At 63.0% G+C, this 16,418-nt stretch carries 18 protein-coding genes and 1 pseudogene; 12 read left to right on the forward strand and 7 right to left on the reverse strand.

Going from position 1 to position 16,418, the window contains the following annotated elements; translation table 11 throughout:
- Window position 1: 1 nt before the first annotated feature.
- Window positions 2-205 carry a hypothetical protein gene (locus ACU8HS_RS17530; protein ID WP_447014783.1) on the reverse strand — a complete coding sequence of 68 codons (204 nt, stop codon included), beginning with the start codon at window positions 203-205 and terminating at the stop codon, window positions 2-4.
- Between the two features lie 137 nt (window positions 206-342).
- Here ACU8HS_RS17530 and ACU8HS_RS17535 point away from each other — a divergent pair, with 137 nt between their 5' ends.
- The gene (locus tag ACU8HS_RS17535) at window positions 343-1,851 is read left to right on the forward strand and encodes a winged helix-turn-helix domain-containing tetratricopeptide repeat protein (RefSeq protein ID WP_447014784.1); all 1,509 of its coding nucleotides are present in this window, start codon (window positions 343-345) and stop codon (window positions 1,849-1,851) included.
- Window positions 1,852-1,984: 133 nt separating this feature from the next.
- Entirely contained in the window at window positions 1,985-2,413 is a 429-nt protein-coding gene (locus ACU8HS_RS17540) for a L,D-transpeptidase (RefSeq protein ID WP_112569698.1), read from the forward strand.
- Window positions 2,414-2,524: 111 nt separating this feature from the next.
- On the opposite strand, the gene ACU8HS_RS17545 is transcribed toward ACU8HS_RS17540, so the two are convergent.
- Window positions 2,525-3,247 (reverse strand): Crp/Fnr family transcriptional regulator, encoded by a 723-nt coding sequence (locus tag ACU8HS_RS17545; protein ID WP_112569700.1) that lies wholly within the window; start codon window positions 3,245-3,247, stop codon window positions 2,525-2,527.
- A gap of 503 nt (window positions 3,248-3,750) precedes the next feature.
- Here ACU8HS_RS17545 and ACU8HS_RS17550 point away from each other — a divergent pair.
- The 7 genes from ACU8HS_RS17550 to ACU8HS_RS17580 all read left to right on the forward strand — a co-directional run bounded on the left by ACU8HS_RS17550 (window position 3,751) and on the right by ACU8HS_RS17580 (window position 10,168).
- Entirely contained in the window at window positions 3,751-4,029 is a 279-nt protein-coding gene (locus tag ACU8HS_RS17550; RefSeq protein WP_007814022.1) for an acyl carrier protein, read from the forward strand.
- 115 nt (window positions 4,030-4,144) lie between these two features.
- Window positions 4,145-4,642 carry a 3-hydroxyacyl-ACP dehydratase FabZ family protein gene (locus ACU8HS_RS17555; protein ID WP_112569702.1) on the forward strand — a complete coding sequence of 166 codons (498 nt, stop codon included), beginning with the start codon at window positions 4,145-4,147 and terminating at the stop codon, window positions 4,640-4,642.
- Window positions 4,639-5,844 carry a beta-ketoacyl-ACP synthase gene (locus tag ACU8HS_RS17560; RefSeq protein ID WP_112569704.1) on the forward strand — a complete coding sequence of 402 codons (1,206 nt, stop codon included), beginning with the start codon at window positions 4,639-4,641 and terminating at the stop codon, window positions 5,842-5,844. Before ACU8HS_RS17555 ends, ACU8HS_RS17560 begins: the two co-directional genes overlap by 4 nt.
- A 12-nt stretch (window positions 5,845-5,856) precedes the next feature.
- Complete coding sequence (locus ACU8HS_RS17565) at window positions 5,857-7,143, forward strand: beta-ketoacyl-ACP synthase (protein ID WP_447014785.1); 1,287 nt, start codon at window positions 5,857-5,859, stop codon at window positions 7,141-7,143.
- Window positions 7,144-7,294: 151 nt separating this feature from the next.
- Window positions 7,295-8,323 (forward strand): zinc-binding dehydrogenase, encoded by a 1,029-nt coding sequence (locus tag ACU8HS_RS17570; RefSeq protein WP_112703282.1) that lies wholly within the window; start codon window positions 7,295-7,297, stop codon window positions 8,321-8,323.
- 6 nt (window positions 8,324-8,329) lie between these two features.
- Window positions 8,330-9,265, forward strand: coding sequence for a lipid A biosynthesis lauroyl acyltransferase (locus ACU8HS_RS17575; RefSeq protein ID WP_112569710.1), 936 nt, complete (start codon window positions 8,330-8,332; stop codon window positions 9,263-9,265).
- 198 nt (window positions 9,266-9,463) lie between these two features.
- Window positions 9,464-10,168, forward strand: a complete 705-nt coding sequence (locus ACU8HS_RS17580) for a PAS domain-containing protein (protein WP_112703284.1) — start codon at window positions 9,464-9,466, stop codon at window positions 10,166-10,168.
- Between the two features lie 89 nt (window positions 10,169-10,257).
- On the opposite strand, the gene ACU8HS_RS17585 is transcribed toward ACU8HS_RS17580, so the two are convergent.
- The 3 genes from ACU8HS_RS17585 to ACU8HS_RS17595 all read right to left on the reverse strand — a co-directional run bounded on the left by ACU8HS_RS17585 (window position 10,258) and on the right by ACU8HS_RS17595 (window position 11,869).
- Entirely contained in the window at window positions 10,258-10,620 is a 363-nt protein-coding gene (locus ACU8HS_RS17585; protein ID WP_447014786.1) for a VOC family protein, read from the reverse strand.
- A gap of 1 nt (window position 10,621) precedes the next feature.
- Entirely contained in the window at window positions 10,622-11,020 is a 399-nt protein-coding gene (locus tag ACU8HS_RS17590; RefSeq protein WP_112753400.1) for an SRPBCC family protein, read from the reverse strand.
- 63 nt (window positions 11,021-11,083) lie between these two features.
- On the reverse strand, window positions 11,084-11,869 hold the full coding sequence (locus tag ACU8HS_RS17595) for a DUF6597 domain-containing transcriptional factor (protein ID WP_447014787.1): 786 nt from the start codon (window positions 11,867-11,869) through the stop codon (window positions 11,084-11,086).
- Window positions 11,870-12,024: 155 nt separating this feature from the next.
- Here ACU8HS_RS17595 and gndA point away from each other — a divergent pair, with 155 nt between their 5' ends.
- Together gndA and ACU8HS_RS17605 are read left to right on the forward strand one after the other, a co-directional pair.
- The gene (gndA, locus tag ACU8HS_RS17600; RefSeq protein WP_447014788.1) at window positions 12,025-13,455 is read left to right on the forward strand and encodes an NADP-dependent phosphogluconate dehydrogenase; all 1,431 of its coding nucleotides are present in this window, start codon (window positions 12,025-12,027) and stop codon (window positions 13,453-13,455) included.
- Between the two features lie 84 nt (window positions 13,456-13,539).
- Window positions 13,540-13,937: pseudogene (locus tag ACU8HS_RS17605) on the forward strand (VOC family protein).
- Here ACU8HS_RS17605 and ACU8HS_RS17610 read toward each other — a convergent pair.
- Window positions 13,925-14,446: a GNAT family N-acetyltransferase gene (locus ACU8HS_RS17610; protein WP_112569722.1), complete on the reverse strand. Its 522-nt coding sequence runs from the start codon at window positions 14,444-14,446 to the stop codon at window positions 13,925-13,927. The pseudogene ACU8HS_RS17605 and the gene ACU8HS_RS17610 sit on opposite strands and share 13 nt — an antisense overlap.
- Window positions 14,447-14,630: 184 nt before the next feature.
- Here ACU8HS_RS17610 and ACU8HS_RS17615 point away from each other — a divergent pair, with 184 nt between their 5' ends.
- Window positions 14,631-14,843: a DUF2283 domain-containing protein gene (locus ACU8HS_RS17615; protein ID WP_112569724.1), complete on the forward strand. Its 213-nt coding sequence runs from the start codon at window positions 14,631-14,633 to the stop codon at window positions 14,841-14,843.
- 212 nt (window positions 14,844-15,055) lie between these two features.
- Here the strand turns inward: ACU8HS_RS17615 and ACU8HS_RS17620 are convergent, their stop codons facing one another.
- Window positions 15,056-16,096, reverse strand: a complete 1,041-nt coding sequence (locus tag ACU8HS_RS17620) for a LacI family transcriptional regulator (protein ID WP_447014789.1) — start codon at window positions 16,094-16,096, stop codon at window positions 15,056-15,058.
- Between the last annotated feature and the right edge of the window lie 322 nt (window positions 16,097-16,418).

Here is a 16,418-nt window from a genome sequence, read left to right on the forward strand (position 1 = left end):
CTTACACATGCCAGAAGAAGCCGGCGGTCTCGCAATCTGCCTGTTGCGGCGGCAGGCCGATATCGTCGAGCAGGGCGGGGCTGATTTTCGACCTCCGCTTCCATTCCCGGCGGATGCGGATGCGCCGGAGCCAGCGCGCGATTGCGCCTCGCAGGTTGGTGCGGTCGTGGTGGGGCGGGCATGTGAGGGTGCGGCAAGCGCTCATGATGACCTCCATCGGGCTTGAGGGCTCGCAAGCTTTCGGCTGCGAACGGGCCCGGAGTCTGGCGGGGGCGCGGCGCGGCGTCCTTAAGCCCTTCCAAATTGTTCGCAAAAACTTCCAAAGCGATTATAGATGCGCCCATGCAGGGAGCGCGTTTTGCCTTTGGTCCGTTCGTGCTTGATCCGGATGCGGGGACGCTTTTTCGGGGCGACGAACCCGTTGCCGTCGGGCATCGCGGGGTCGGGCTGCTGGCGGCTCTCGTCGGGCGGGCCGGCGAAATAGTCGCCAAGGCCGAGCTGATGGAGGCGGCCTGGCCGGGCATGGCGGTGGAGGAGGGCAATCTCACCGTCCAGATCGCGCAGCTGCGCAAGCTGCTCGGGCCGGCCGAAGGCGGCGGCGAGTGGATATCGACGGTTCCGCGCATCGGCTATCGCTTCCTGGGGGCCGTCAGGCCGCTTGCCGGCGCGAAGCAGAAATTCCTGCCGCTGCCCGACAAGCCTTCGATCGCCGTTCTGCCCTTCGTCCATGTCGGCAGCGAGCCGGATCAGGGCTTTTTCGCCGACGGCCTGACCGAAGACCTGATTACCGATCTCTCGCGCGTGCCGGGCCTGTTCGTCATCGCCCGCAACTCGTCCTTCGCCTACAAGGGAAAGGCGATGGATGTGCGTGACATCGCCGGGGAGCTGGGCGTGCGCTACCTGCTCAACGGCAGCGCAAGGCGCGCGGCCGGCCGTGTGCGCATCAATGCGCAGCTGGTGGATGCCGCCACCGGCGAGCATCTCTGGGCGGAGCGTTTCGATCGCGGTCTCGACGATATTTTTGCCGTTCAGGACGAGGTGACGGGCAAGATCGTCGAGGCGCTGCTCGGCCGGCTGCGGCCGCCATTGCCGCGCAACCGGCCGAAGAACCTCGAGGCCTACGATCTTTGCGTGCGGGCGCGCACGCTGATGGACGACGCGCCGCAGGCTGCCCGCGAAACGCAGCTGTTGCTCAGGCGGGCGATTGCGCTCGACCCCGGTTATGCCGAGGCGCACCGCTGGCTGGCGCTCAACCACTGGATGGGATGGGTGCATAGCGGCGGGCCGACCGAAGCCGATCGCGCCATCGCGCTCGAACTGGCGCGCAGGGCCGTGGCGCTCGATGCCAACGATGCCGGCTGCCGCTGGGTGCTGGCTTACCTGCTGGCCTATGAGCGCAGCTTTGCCGACGCGGATGCGGAATTCGAAAAGGCGCTCGCGCTCGACCCGAACGAGGCCGATACCTGGGCGGCGCTGTCGGATATCCGTGTTCTCGCCGGGCGCATCGACGAAGGCCTGGCCCATATCGGCAAGGCCTTCCGGCTGAACCCGTTTCCGGCCAGCTGGTACTATCTGACGCTCGGCCAGGCACAATATGCCGCCCGCGACTATGAGGCCGTCGTCGAGACGCTGAGGAAGGAAGAGACCTATCGCACCAGCTCCCGCCGCTTTCTGGCGGCAGGCCTTGCCCAGCTTGGCCGGCTGGAGGAGGCGCGTGCGGAGGTGGAGCTGTTCCTCGTCGCCAACCCGCAATTTACGATCAGCCATTGGGTCGCGATGGAACCGTTCCGCGACGAGGCGACGCTTGCGCATTTCATCGACGGATACCGCAAGGCCGGTTTTCCCGAGTGACGGTTTGGCTCGTGACTGATCCCGTCCTGTTAAAAATGTGATTACCATTCGAGTTAAAGCAAAATAGGCAGTATTGTTGTAGTCTCTTCTCCTGTTGGGCAGAAAGCCTTTGGAATTCGACAGAGGGATTACTATGAAGACGTTTTTCGCGGCTGCGACCGCAGTATTGTTGCTGCAGTTTTCTCCCGTTGCAGCCGAGGCGGCCACGCTGGTCGCCAATATCAGCCTCAGCAAGCAGACGATGACCGTGACCGAGAACGGCTGGGTCAAGTATCGCTGGAAAGTTTCGACGGCGCGCAAGGGTTATACCACGCCGACCGGCTCGTGGAGCGCCAAGTGGCTGTCGCGCGATCACCGCTCGAAGAAATACGACAATGCGCCGATGCCTTTCGCGGTGTTCTTCAACGGCGGTTATGCGGTGCACGGCACCTTCGACCGCAAGCGGCTCGGCACGCCGGCCTCGCATGGCTGCGTGCGCCTCGACCCCAACAATGCGGCGGAGTTTTTCGCGATGACGCAGGAAAACGGCCTTGCCAATACGCGCGTGGTCATCACGCGCTAGAGCAATTCCAGCAAAAGTGGGAACCGGTTTTGCGTCCGGAATTGCGGGGAAAACAATAAGCTAGAGCATTGAAGGCGACTCCGTTTTCGCCGGAAATGCTCCAGGCAGCCCTCACGCGGTGACCCGGCGCTCCAGCTCGTCCATGTCGGGAACGACGATATGACGGTTGTTCTCGATGCGGATGACGCCCTGCTTGCGCAGCTTGGTCATCTGGCGGCTGACGGTCTCGATCGTCAGCCCCAGGAAATCGGCGATCTCGGCGCGTGAGAGCGGCAGGTCGAAGGTCGTGCTGCAGGTCGTTTCCGGCTCGGCATGGGTGGCGATGAGATAGAGAAGGCTGGCGACCTTTTCCTGGGCCGTGCGGCGGCCGAGCGTCAGCATCCATTCGCGGGCCGCATCCAGTTCCTTCAGCGCCTGGGCATGCAGGTTATGCTGCAGTTCCGGCGTATCCGCGATCATGCGGTCCAGCAGCCCGCGGGGGAAGACGCAGATTTCCGTCGGCGTGGCCGCTTCGGCCGAGAGCGTGCTTTCCGGCACGAAGGGGCGGCCGATGAAATCGGGGGCGAATTGCAGGCCGACGATCTGCTGGCGCCCGTCCGGCATGACCTTGCAGAGCTTCACCACGCCATTCATGATGTTGGAATAGGAGGAGACCTCTTCGCCCTGGGCGACGATCTCGCAGCCGGCATCAAGCTTGCGGCGCGTGGAGTGCTTGCAAAGCTCGCGCAGCTGTGCGGCCGCCAGCGCGCCGCAGACGACGCCGTGGCGCGCCTCGCAGACGCGGCAGGTGGCCGGAATACTTATGTCTGGATCTTCACTGCGCGCGATGTCCATGTTGCGATGCCCCGATCCGACCTTGTGCCTGCGTTCTGTTACGCTTCGGCTGCAAAGTCATCTATCCCGATTTCTTGCGTCTCTGTCTTGATCTTTATCAATTTCAACCGGATTCCAATTTGATCCAGATCAAACTATCCTTCTTCTGCAGTTTTATTTGAAGCGAAACTTGCCTGACGGATTTTCCGCTTTGAAAAACCGGCCCGGCGCGGAAAATTCCGGCGTCCTTCGAGCTGTAGGAACTCTCGGGCGGCAGCGCAATCGAACGCAGGTTTAGGGTGGCGGATGCGGGCTGTCCTGGCGTCGATCGGCCGGAAAAACCTTTAGCCGGGTGGCCGCATCGGGCTGCGGCGCCTGTCCGGCGGGGGGCGGAAGGCCCCGTTCCATTGCTGTTTAGGCAACACCTTTGCGCCAAATTGGCGTACAACCGGGACGAAAGCATTGGCTTTTGAAAAGGATTTGCCTATGAGGGGGAGAATCTTCATTTCCAAGAGGTAGAGCGAGTGACCGCTACATTCGATAAAGTTGCCGACATCATTGCTGAAACCAGCGAGATCGACCGCGCAACGATCACGCCGGAAAGCCACACGATCGACGACCTCGGTATCGACAGCCTCGACTTCCTCGATATCGTTTTCGCGATCGACAAGGAATTCGGCATCAAGATTCCGCTCGAGAAGTGGACGCAGGAAGTCAACGAAGGCAAGGTTTCCACCGAAGAATATTTCGTGCTGAAGAACCTCTGTGCCAAGATCGACGAGCTGCGCGCCGCCAAGGCTTGAAGCCAAGCCATCATGTTTTTTTCACGCCCTGCCGCCGTTGATATGGCGGCCGGGCGATTTTGTTCCTAAGTAGGCCTTCCGACGGGCTTGTCGCGCGTCGCGCCGGAGAAGACTGATGCTGCTGGAATATTTCCAGATGATTGACCGCGTCGAGGCGGTGGACCTTGAGAAGCGCACGCTCAATGCGCGCTCGGTCGTGCCGGCCAAAAGCCCCGTTTTCGAGGGGCATTTTCCGGGCATGCCGCTCGTTCCCGGCGTGCTTCTGATCGAAACCATGGCGCAGGCCTCCGGCATGCTGGTGCTGGCCGCCACCGATTTTACGTCGATGCCCTTCCTGATGTCGGTCGACGGCGCCAAGATGCGCACCTTCGTCGAGCCGGAAGCCGTGCTCGACATCGAGGCTTTTCTCGAACATGACGGCTCCGGTTTTGCCGTCACCAAGGCAAAGATCACCAGCGGCGGCAAGAAGGTCTGCGATGCGCAGCTGAAACTGCGCACCATGCCGTTCAGCGAAATTCCGCTCGGCGATATCGTTAGGAAACGTGCCGGCGAGGTGGGCCTGATGGACGCCATCGCCGCGCAGGGGGCGAAGGCCCAGGGGGTGAGTGAATGAGCAAGGCCGCCAATGACGTCGTCATCACCGGTGTCGGCATCGTAACCTGTCAGGGTGTCGGCAAGGATGCGCATATCGCGCTGCTGACCGCCGATGCGGCGCCCGCGACCATTATCGAAACCGAGAAGTTCAAGCCCTATCCGGTGCATCCGCTGCCCGAGATCGACTGGTCGCAGCAGATCGCCAAGCGCGGCGACCAGCGCCAGATGGAGAACTGGCAGCGCATCGGCGTTTTCGCCGCCGGTCTCGCGCTCGACGATGCCGGCTTCAAGGACGATCTCGAAGCCTGCGGCACGATGGACATGATCGTGGCGGCCGGCGGCGGCGAACGCGACATCAATGTCGATACGCTGATCGTGGACGAGGGCCTGAAGCGCAACGACCGCGAGCTGCTGCTGAACGAGAAGCTGACGACGGAACTCAGGCCCACGCTGTTTCTGGCGCAGCTTTCCAACCTGCTGGCCGGCAATATTTCCATCGTCCACAAGGTCACCGGCTCCTCGCGCACGTTCATGGGCGAGGAAGCCTCCGGCGTTTCCGCCGTCGAGACGGCCTTCTGGCGCATCAAGTCGGGCGAATCCACCCATGCGCTGGTCGGCGGCGCCTTTGCTGCCGAACGTCAGGACATGATCCTGCTCACCGAAGCGATCGGCGCCAATACGCGCGGTGAGTGGGCGCCGCTCTGGTCGCGCTCCGGGCTTGAGGGCGGCGGCATCATCCTGGGTTCTGCCGGCGCCTTCCTGGTGCTGGAATCGCGCAAGCATGCCGAAGAGCGCGGCGCGCATATCTATGCGACGATGGGCGCGGTCGAGGGCGACCGCGGCAACCGAAACGCCGGCAATTTCGAAAAGCGCATGGAGCGGCTGCTGAAACCCGCCGGCGACCTGCCGGCCGAAACCACGGCGGTCTTCTCCGGCTCGACCGGCATGCACGAGCTTGCCGCCCGCGAAAAGGCGGTGCTGGAACATCAGCTTCCGGGGGCTGCGATCCGCGGCTTCGGCGGCGTTTCGGGCCACACGATCGAGGCGCAGTTCACGCTCGGCCTTGCGCTCGCAGCCCTTGCCGTCGATGCCAAGGCCAAGGTTCCGCCGTTCGACGCGGCGCACGAAGCGCCGATGACGGCAGGCACCAAGGCCGCCGTCGTGACGACGGTCGGACATCAGCGCGGCGAAGGCGTCGCCGTTCTTTCCGCAGAAGCGTGAGGAGTGACTGAAATGACAGCGTCCGCTTACAGGGATCATCTCGGCCGGCCGATCGTCGCCGTGACCGGCATGGGCATCATCACCTCGCTCGGCCAGGGCCTGAAGGACAATTGGGCGGCCCTTTCGTCCGGCACGTCGGGCATCCACGAAATCACCCGCTTCCCGACCGAAGGGCTTTCGACGCGCATTGCCGGCACGGTCGATTTCATCGACATTCCCGTGCCGAACGCGGTCGAGCGCTCCTACGCCTTTGCGCGCGAGACGACGATCGAGGCGCTGGCCGATGCCGATCTGTCCGGCGATTTCAACGGGCCGCTGTTCCTCGCCGCCCCGCCGATCGAGCCGGAATGGAGCGCCCGTTTCGAGCTTGCCGACCGGTCGCCGGCCGCCGACCATCCGGGCGACGCCTACGAGCGGTTTTTGGCCGCCATGCGCCAGCGCCCGGACCCGGCTTTCCATGAGGCGGCGCTGTTCGGCGCGATTTCGGAGCGCCTGGCCGACCGGTTCGGCACGCGCGGCCTGCCGGTGACGCTGTCGACGGCCTGTGCATCGGGCGTCACGGCGATCCAGCTCGGCATCGAGGCGATCCGCCAGGGCCGCACCGAGCGGGCGCTGACGGTTGCGACCGACGGTTCGCTGAGCGCGGAAGCGCTGATCCGCTTTTCTCTGCTCTCGGCCCTTTCCACCCAGAACGATCCGCCGACCAAGGCTTCCAAGCCTTTCAGCAAGGATCGCGACGGTTTCGTCATTGCCGAAGGTGCGGCGAGCCTGGTGCTGGAATCGCTTGAGGCGGCCATTGCCCGCGGCGCCAAGGTGCTCGGCATCATGAAGGGGGCGGGCGACAAGGCCGACAGCTTCCACCGCACGCGTTCCTCGCCGGACGGCGGCCCGGCGATCGCGACGATGCGCGCAGCGCTTGCCGATGCCGGCATGAGCGAGGACGATATCGGCTATATCAACGCGCACGGCACCTCGACGCCCGAAAACGACAAGATGGAATACGGTTCCATGTCGGCCGTCTTCGGCGAGAAGCTGATCGGCATTCCGACCTCTTCCAACAAGTCGATGATCGGCCATACGCTGACGGCGGCCGGCGCGGTCGAGGCGGTGTTCTCGCTGCAGACGATGCTGACCGGCACCTTGCCGCCGACGATCAACTACAACAACCCCGATCCGTCGATCGTTCTCGATGTCGTGCCCAACAAGAAGCGGGAAGCCCAGGTCTCGGCCGTGCTTTCCAACTCTTTCGGCTTCGGCGGGCAGAACGCAAGCCTTGTCATGGCGCTCGAACCGGCTTAGAGACCCTGCTTGACTTTGGGACGAAGCGGTTTTTGACGTCGTCCTCGGGCTTGTCCCGAGGATCTACCCACGTCACTCGATGAATGCTGGCAGATGCTCGGGACAAGCCCGGGCATGACGACGATCCGCGTAGAAGAAAGAACTGCACATCATGCGCGCTTTGCAACTGATCGATGACCGCAAGCTTGAGATCACCGACCTGCCGGAACCGGATGCACCTTCGGCCGGCGAAGTGACGTTGCGCGTCAAGGCGGTTGCGCTGAACCATATCGATGTCTGGGGCTGGCGCGGCATGGCATTCGCCAAGCGCAAGATGCCGCTCGTCATCGGCGCGGAAGCCTCCGGCGTGGTCGAAGCGATCGGTCCGGGCGTCGCCAACGTTCTGCCCGGCCAGCTCGTATCGATCTACGGCGCGCGCACCTGCGGCCTCTGCCGCCCGTGCCGCGAAGGCCGCGACAATCTCTGCGAACATGTCTCCGGCGTGCACGGCTTCCATCTCGACGGTTTCGCGCAGGAGAAGGTGAACCTGCCGGCGCGCCTGCTGGTGCCGGCGCCTCCCGGCGTCGATGCCGTCGGTGCGGCGCTCGCGCCCGTCACCTTCGGCACGGTCGAGCATATGCTCTTCGACAATGCCAAGCTGGAGCCCGGCGAGACGATCCTCATTCATGCCGGCGGCTCCGGCATCGGCACGGCGGCGATCCAGCTTGCCAAGAAGATCGGCTGCACCGTGATTACGACAGTCGGTTCGGACGACAAGATCGAGAAGGCCAAGGCGCTCGGCGCCGATCACGTCATCAACTACCGCACCGACCGTTTCGAGGGCGTTGTGCGCAAGCTCACCAGGAAGAAGGGCGTCGATGTCGTCTTCGAACATGTGGGCAAGGACACCTGGGCAGGCTCCATGCTCTGCATGAAGCGCGGCGGGCGTCTCGTCACCTGCGGCTCGACCTCGGGTGTTTCGACCGAGATGAACCTGATGATGCTGTTCCAGCAGCAACTGAAGCTGCTCGGCTCCTTCGGCTGCCGCATGGAAAACATGGCCGACGCCATGCAGAAGATGGGCCGCGGCCTCGTGCATCCGGTCATCGATACCGAAGTCGGCTTCGACGATATCGACCGCGCGCTGGAGCGCATGGAAGGCCGGCAGATCTTCGGCAAGATCATCCTGAAGATGGACTGACCCTGCGTGAAGCTTTTCATCACCCGGATCGTTCTGGCGCTCAGGCACTTCCAGCAATGGCTGGTGGCGCAGGTGATGTTCGGTTTCCTGAATTTCCTGAAGCTGTTCCCGGCTGACGGCGCCATGCGCTTTGCCGACTGGCTGACGCGCCAGATCGGCCGGCGGCTGAAGCGCCACAGGCTGATGCTCTACAATCTGCGCCGGGCCTTTCCGGAAAAGAGCGATGCGGAGCTGGAGGAAATCGCGCTCGAAAGCTGGGGCAATATGGGCCGGCTTGCGGCCGAATATGTCTTCCTCGACCAGCTTTTCGATTTCGATCCTGAACGGGCCGAGCCCGGCCGGGTGGAAGTCTCGGGCATTCCGATCTTCCTGGAACTGCGCGACAATCCGCGTCCCTTCATCGTCTTTACCGGCCATACCGGCAATTTCGAGCTCCTGCCGGTTGCCGGCAACGCGTTCGGCCTCAGCGTGACCGTGCTCTTCCGGCCGCCGAACAATCCATACGTCGCCAAGAGGGTCTTCGATTTCCGCAGCGGCCGCATGGGCAAGCTGGTGCCTTCCCATGCCGGTTCTTCCTTCGCGCTGGCGCGCCAGCTCGAAGCGGGGCAGGGCGTGGGCGTTCTCGTCGACCAGAAATTCAGCCGCGGGTTGAAGACGACCTTCTTCGGGCTCGAGACCAAGACCAATCCGCTGCTGCCGAAGCTGGTGCGGCAGTTCAACTGCGACGTCTATCCGGCCCGCTGCATCCGTCTTCCCGGCGGCCGCTACCGGCTGGAAATCGAGCCGAAACTGGACATGCCGCGCGACGAAAAGGGCAATCTGGACCTTGCCGCCACGGCGCAGATGCTGAACGACAAGGTGGAAAGCTGGGTGCGCGAATACCCGGCCCAATGGCTGTGGTATCACGACCGCTGGGATATCAAGCGTTCCGTCAGCCTGTAAGGTTGCGCCTGTAAGATTTTGCTCCTGATTTATAATCGGTGAAAAGCGACAGGTCCGGCTCGGTTGAAAATGAGTACGGTTCATGTTATGCGTTTCTACCAGGGCGCGTAGTGCGCCTACCGTAAGGCGTAATCTTTCATTAAGCATAGGCCTCGACCGGTTTCGGAACGTTTCTCAGGAAATGGATATGGGGGTATCTTGCTTGAGTTGTTCAGGGCCTTCTCCTTGCGCTGTGCGCAGATCGAGGAAGCGATAAGGCTAGGGGACGATGAGCGCGTGGAGGCGCTCGACCGCGATATCCAGCCGCTCGTCGAAGCGATACTCGCTTGCAGGGCGTCCAGTCTCATTGAAGTTTATATGCAACTTCAGTTTGTAAGCTACCTCATCAGCCAGGACGCCGATGACGGGGCTTTCGTCACGCAATATGCCGCCGTGCTGTCCTATCTGCTCGACCGTTATTTCGGCGCCCACGCGCCGGACTGGCGCGTGCCGCTGCCGGCGGAGGTGAAGCTGCGCCCGCCGCCGGCCTATGTTCCCGATACCGACAACGGCCAGTTCCTCAACGCCGCGATCCTGCAGACGCTGCCGGACCGGGTGGCGGTGCTGACGAAGGACTACCGCTACCTCTATTCCAACCCGGCCAATTGCGCCCATCTCGGCCGCAACGCCATGCAGCTCATCGGCCGCCATATCGTCGAATTCGTCGGTGAGGAGCGTTTCGCGGGCGAGGTGAAGGAAAAGCTCGACGCCTGCTTCGAGGGCGTGTCGGTCGATTATGTCTACGAGCGGGACGCGCGGCGCAACCGCTGCCGCATGGTGCCGCTGCACGATGCGGCCAGGAAGGTGATCGGGGCGCTCATCACCATTCAGAATCTCGGTGCCGCGGCAAGGGTGGACGCCTGAGCGGACCGCGATATTCGCGCGCCAGGCCTGAGGTTTTTGCTTCTGCCGCAGCCCTCGCTGAACCGCGACGCCGTCCTGGGCGCCACGCCCTAATTCCTGCTCCAGACCGCAAGTTCGTAACCGTCCCTGTCGCGGAAATGGAAGCGCCGGCCGCCGGGGAAGGGGGTGATCGGTTTTGCTATCGTGCCGCCGGCCTTTTCGACGGCGGCGAGCGCATCTTCCAGCCTTTCCGCATAGAGGATGACGAGCGGGCCGCCGGCGGCTCGCACCGGGGCGAGATTGGTGAAGCCGCCTTTCAGCCTGCCGTCGTCGAATTCGCAATAGTTCTCGCCGTAATCGGTGAAGCGCCAGCCGAAGGCTGCGCCGTAGAAGGCTTTTGCCGCGCCGATATCGGCGACGTTGAATTCGACATAGTCGATGCGGCGGTCGTTTTCCGTGTCGTTTCCGGCCATCTCATTTCTCCATCATCGATTTCAGCGCCGCCAGGTCCTTCTGGACATGGGCGGCGTCGGCGGCAAACTGCTCGTCGGTCATGCCCGGCAGGCGCAGCAGCGTGAACATCGCCTCGCAACCGTCGCCGTTCGGTACGATGCGCAGCGCGTTATAGACGCGCAGGCCGGATTCGATGGTGACGGTATGGTCGATGACGCCGAATTCGTTCGGCGGCACGAAGCTCACGCGGACGCTGCCGAGCGGGCCATGGGCGATCCAGTCCTCGCCGTCGGGTTCCAGGCCGCTCGCAAGGCCGGAGGCCCAGAGCGGCATGTTCTCCGGCCGGCCGGCGAAGTCATAGACATCGCGCCAGTCTCTCCTGATCGTGATGTGGACGATGCGGGCGGGCATTGTGTTCATCGGTCTGTCCTTTTGCTTTGCGTCAGACTACAGCGCCGGCACGGGCCGTCTTGAACGAAACGGTCAGCCTGCCGCCAATTGAGCGCGCATGGCGGATGGCGTCAGCGTCGTCAGGTCGCCGATCTCGCGGGTCATGTGGGCCTGATCGGAAAAGCCGGCTTCGAGGGCAAGCGCGGCAAGGGACGAGGGCTCGCCGGCGCGGCACAGGGCCATGAAACGCTGCAGCCGGCGGATACGCTCCAGTGTCTTGATGCCGTAGCCGAAATGGTGGCGGGCGCGGCGGCGCAGCTGCCGCTCGCCGATGCCGAGGCCGCGCTGCAGGCCGCCGATCCGGCCCGGCCCGCCATCGGCGGCGGCAAAGATCAGGCGGGCCTCGGGGTCGGGCGCGTCCTCGCTGCCTGCGAGGTCTTTCAGCAGGGCGGCGAAGAGCGGCAGAGCGGCGGCCCCATCCGGGCCGTCAGTGAGGCGAGGTTCGAGCAGGGCGGCCTTTGCGGGCGCAAGATCGCGCAAGGGAACGGAGAGGCCGGTGATGTCCGACAGAGGCAGTTTCAGCCAGGCGGCACCCGCGCCCGGCGCAAAACGCGCGCCGAGAATGCGCATGCCCGGCGCCATCGGCGGGAAGGCGGCGGTGCGGTCCGGCCCGGCAACGCAGAGGCGGCCGTCTGCGAAAAGCAGGTCGCAATAACCGTCGGGCACGATGGCGACAGGGCTTGCGGTTTTTATCTCATGCGACCAGAGGCAGGTGAAATGCGGCGCAAGGGCAGGCGAGGGCGCGTATTCGCGGTAGCGCCCGGCTTTGCCTGCCAGAAGCGGCCCGCTGTCGCCCCGGCTTTCAGTGCTGGCTGTCATTGCGGCCTCCCCGACCCCTTCATATGGTGCGCGCCAGGCCATTCGAAAAGCCTGTTCCGGCTGCCTTTTTTCGCCGCGAATCGGCCGTTGCGACCTTGCCGTTTGACCGAGAGAGTGCAACAACATCGCACCATTTGACTCATCGGAGGTTTGTCGTGGAAAAGGCAGAAATCGGACTGATCGGCCTTGCCGTCATGGGTTCCAACCTGGCGCTCAACATTGCGGAAAAAGGCAACAAGATCGCGGTTTTCAACCGCACTCCTGAAAAAACGGATGAATTCTACGAAAGCGCCGGCGATCTCAAGAAGCAGATCATTCCCTGCAAGACGATCGAGGAATTCGTCGAGGCGATCCGCCCGCCGCGGCCGATCATCATCATGATCAAGGCAGGCGAAGCCGTGGACCAGCAGATGGAGGCGCTTCGCCCGCACCTGCAGAAGAACGACATCATGATCGATGCCGGCAACGCCAACTTCCGCGATACGGTCGCCCGCTTCGACCGCCTCAAGGATACGGGCCTGACCTTCATCGGCATGGGCGTTTCGGGCGGCGAGGAAGGTGCCCGCCACGGCCCGTCGATCATGGTCGGCGGCACGGAAGATTCGTGGAAGCGCGTCGAGAAGGTGCTGACCTCGATCGCCGCCAAATATGATGGCGACCCCTGCGTCGCATGGCTCGGCAACGACGGTGCGGGCCATTTCGTCAAGACGATCCATAACGGCATCGAATATGCCGACATGCAGATGATCGCCGAAATCTACGGCATCCTGCGCGACGGCCTCGGCAAGAGCGCTTCGGAAATCTCCGGCATCTTCGGCGAGTGGAACAAGGGCCGCCTGAATTCCTACCTGATCGAAATCTCCGAAAAGGTTCTGGCCGCCACCGACCCGATCTCCAAGACGCCGATGGTCGACATGATCCTCGACAAGGCCGGCCAGAAGGGCACCGGCAAGTGGTCGGCGATCGAAGCGCAGAACATGGGCATTCCGGCAACCGGCATCGAAGCCGCCGTTGCCGCTCGCAGCCTGTCGTCGATGAAGGAACAGCGCGAAGCCGCCCAGAAGATCTTCGGCGATCTCGGCGCGGCCTTCCCGGTCGCCTACGGCGCAGACTTCAACAAGGACCTGGAACTGGCGCTGTTTGCCGGCAAGATCGGCGCCTATGCGCAGGGCTTTGCCGTCATGGCGGAAGCTTCCAAGGAGTTCAACTGGTCGCTGCCGATGCCGACGATCGCCCGTATCTGGCGCGCCGGCTGCATCATCCGCTCGCAGTTCCTCGACGAGATCACCAAGGCGTTTACGGATGCGCCCGATGCGGCCAACCTCATCGTCACGCCGGCGTTTTCGGCCATGGTCAAGGAATCGATCCCGGCGCTCCGCCGCGTCGTGACCGCAGCAATGGCGGCCGGCCTGCCGGTGCCGGCACTGGCCTCGGCGCTCACCTATTTCGACGCCTACCGCCAGGGCCGCGGCACTGCCAACCTCATCCAGGCGCAGCGCGACTTCTTCGGTGCCCACGGCTTCGACCGCCTCGACGGCAAGGACTTCCACCACGGCCCCTGGGGCAGCGGTGCCTCGACCTTCTGAGGTTCGTGCGGATAGAGACGAAGAGCCCGGCCATCGTGCCGGGCTTTTTGCTTGAGGGCCAATGGCGAACGAGAGGTTTTCGGCATGCTTCACCATGCATCATTCGGGGTGGCTGATATCGAGCGGGCGGCACGGTTTTACGATGCCGCCTTTGGTGCGCTCGGTTATGTCAGGGTCTGGGAGGATCTGCGGCCGGGCGAGGCGGGTCAGGCGGTCGTTACGGCCTGCCCGGCGGCGGAGATAAGCTGGCGATCAAATCGGTCGAGGTGGGGCAGGCGGCACCCGGCGCAGGCTTTCACCTTGCCTTTGCGGCGCTCGACCGGCAATCGGTAATCGATTTTCATGCGGCGGCACTTGCAAATGGCGGTGTCGATAATGGCGCGCCGGGGCTGAGGCAGCACTATGGGCCGAACTATTTTGCGGCCTTCGTCATCGATCCGGATGGGTATCGGATCGAGGCGGTGTTCAATCAAGCGGTTTGAGGCTCTGACGTCGGCGGAATGTGATAGACGACGCAGCCATATTTGCGGTTCCGGCGGTGTTCCCTGACCTCGCCGCCATAGGCTTCGGCAATCCGTCGGCTGGCGATGTTTTCCTCTGCGACCGGATATTCGAAATAACGGACCGTCTGCGTGCTGCTGACCCATCTCGCCACGGCACCGATCAGCTCATGGCCGAAGCGCCTGCCGTGTACATCGCGGCGCAGCCAGATGCCGAGCTCAGGTGTATCGGACTTGAGGGCGTGTACGCCGAGAATGCCAAGGCAGCGGCCATCGTCGCGACTGCGGGGGACGAGGGTGAGTTCCAGTCCTTCTTCCATTGCGGGCAGCCAGTTTTGCCAGACCTCCGCAAAGGCTTGCTCGCTCGCAGGCGGCTCCCAGGCTGTGAAGCGGGTGATCTCGGGGGAGATGCAGGCAAAGACCTCGCTGGCATCCTCTGGCCGGAAGGAGCGGAGGATTGTGCGCTCCGTCGGTACTTCGATATTCCGCATGTGTCCTGCCTTGCTGTCGCCGCTGCCGGGCTGGACGCTAGCGCTACCTTGACGCTGTGGAAAGGGAGCTGTGAGGGCAGGCGCTTGATGCCCGGCCAATAGTTACGGTCATCGTTGTTGATTCCGCTGGAAATGCGAATGTTGTTATAAACCGGGTTGATATCGCGAACGTAGAGGGACGGCAGTGAAGATCAGTTATGATGACAGTGTAGACGCTGCTTATATCAAGCTTAAAAGCGAAGATGATCGCACGCCGTTTGGGTTCACATATTGCTGTGATGCAGCCGCGGTCGATGGTCAAATAAATCTCGACTTCGATCTGGACGGCCGACTGATAGGTATCGAAGTGTTGTTCGCTAGCAGAAAGCTGCCTTTGCATTTGCTCAAAGACGCTTGAGGACGCGCGTCGGCGAGGCGAATGACTCACATGCCGCAAACAGAAATATCGGTTCTGCCCAAGGACTTGGGCAGACTGGGTTCCTGTGACATCCCTCGTGCTGGCACGAGGAGGGAACGAGGGAGATTAGGATGGGCCTCAGTGCCTCAGGCAACGTGCACTTGGGGCGAGGTGGGGCGGTGCCGTAGGCGTTGTGCTGGCTGCCCTCAGTCCTACATCCCCGCAGGCCATTCCGGCTTGCTGATGGACTGCAGCAGCTCGGCATCCACGCCATCGATGCGGGCGATCACCTGTTTGGCCATTTCGCGGCCGGCGTGGCGGACGTCTTCGTAGGCGGCGATGATTTCCGGGCGGATCCAGTTGAGGATCGGGGCGGATTGTTTGGAGACGAGGTCGACGTCGTGGCCGAGGCGCTTGCCGGCGGCTTCGATGCCGGCATTGACGGCGATGGTGGCGCTGCCGGCCGAGGAGACGATGCCGTCGGGGGCGGCGGGCGAGCGCATCATCTGCTCCACCGCGTCGCGGATCTCGGCAAGCGGGGCGTCGATATTGACGCGCAGCGGCACCTCTTCGGCGCCGTAATCGTGCAGGCCGGTCTGAAAGCCGATGCGGGTATGGGTATAGTAGGTGAGCTTGCTCGGCGGCTGCAGCAGCGCGATGCGCTTGCGGCCGCGGCTGACGAGCTTCTGCACGGCCTGATGGGCGTAAGCCTCGTTGTCGAAATCGTGATAGGGATGCACGAGCCCGCCATCGGTGCGGCCGTGGGTGGTGAAGGGCATGCCGCTTTCGACGAGCAGGCGCACGCGCGGATCGTCGGGCTCGACGCGGGAAATGATGACGCCGTCGGCCGAACCCGTGTCGAGGATATAGCGCACCGGCAGCATGGGGTCCTTGCTGTGCGAATGCGGGGTGACGACGATATGGTAGGGCGTGCCGGTCAGCACTTCGGAAATGCCGAAGACCATCTGGCTGGAAAAGCCCATGATCTCCTCGTCGATGCTGAGGACGAGGGCGATGACGTTGGTCTTGCCGGTTCTCAGACGCACGCCGGCCCTGTTCGGCTGGTAGCCGAGCTGGCGGGCAACCATGCGCACCCGCTCCTTCGTTTCCGCGCCAATGTCCGGTGCGTCCTTCAGCGCCCGCGACACGGTCGTCACGCCGAGACCCGTCATGAAGGCGATCGTCTTCAATGTCGGGCGTTCGCGCTGAACGGAACCGGATGCAGCTCCGCCGAAATTTCCGTTGTTTTCCATCCCTCTAGGCCCGCCTCGCGCGATTTGTTTCGCCTTATAGAGGCTTTTTTCCACGCTGTAAGCATGCCGGCGTGGAAAAAGCTCTCCTCCCTGAGCGAAACAATCTGTAACGATACAGTAGAAATGTCGAGCCTTTTTTCTGATCAGCGTTGCAGAGCAGTCCTCTCTGGTTGAATCGCCTGCCTGTCCCGCGATTTTTTGCGTCCGCGAAATCCACAGTAGGGGAAATTGTCAGATTATTCAGAAATTAATCAATAAAATCATTAGCTTGTTCGGATACTGCACTTGCGAGATCGCTTGCTTACGCTTTTCTCATGGAGCC

The sequence above is a fragment of the Rhizobium sp. KDH_Rht_773_N genome, assembly GCF_052946295.1.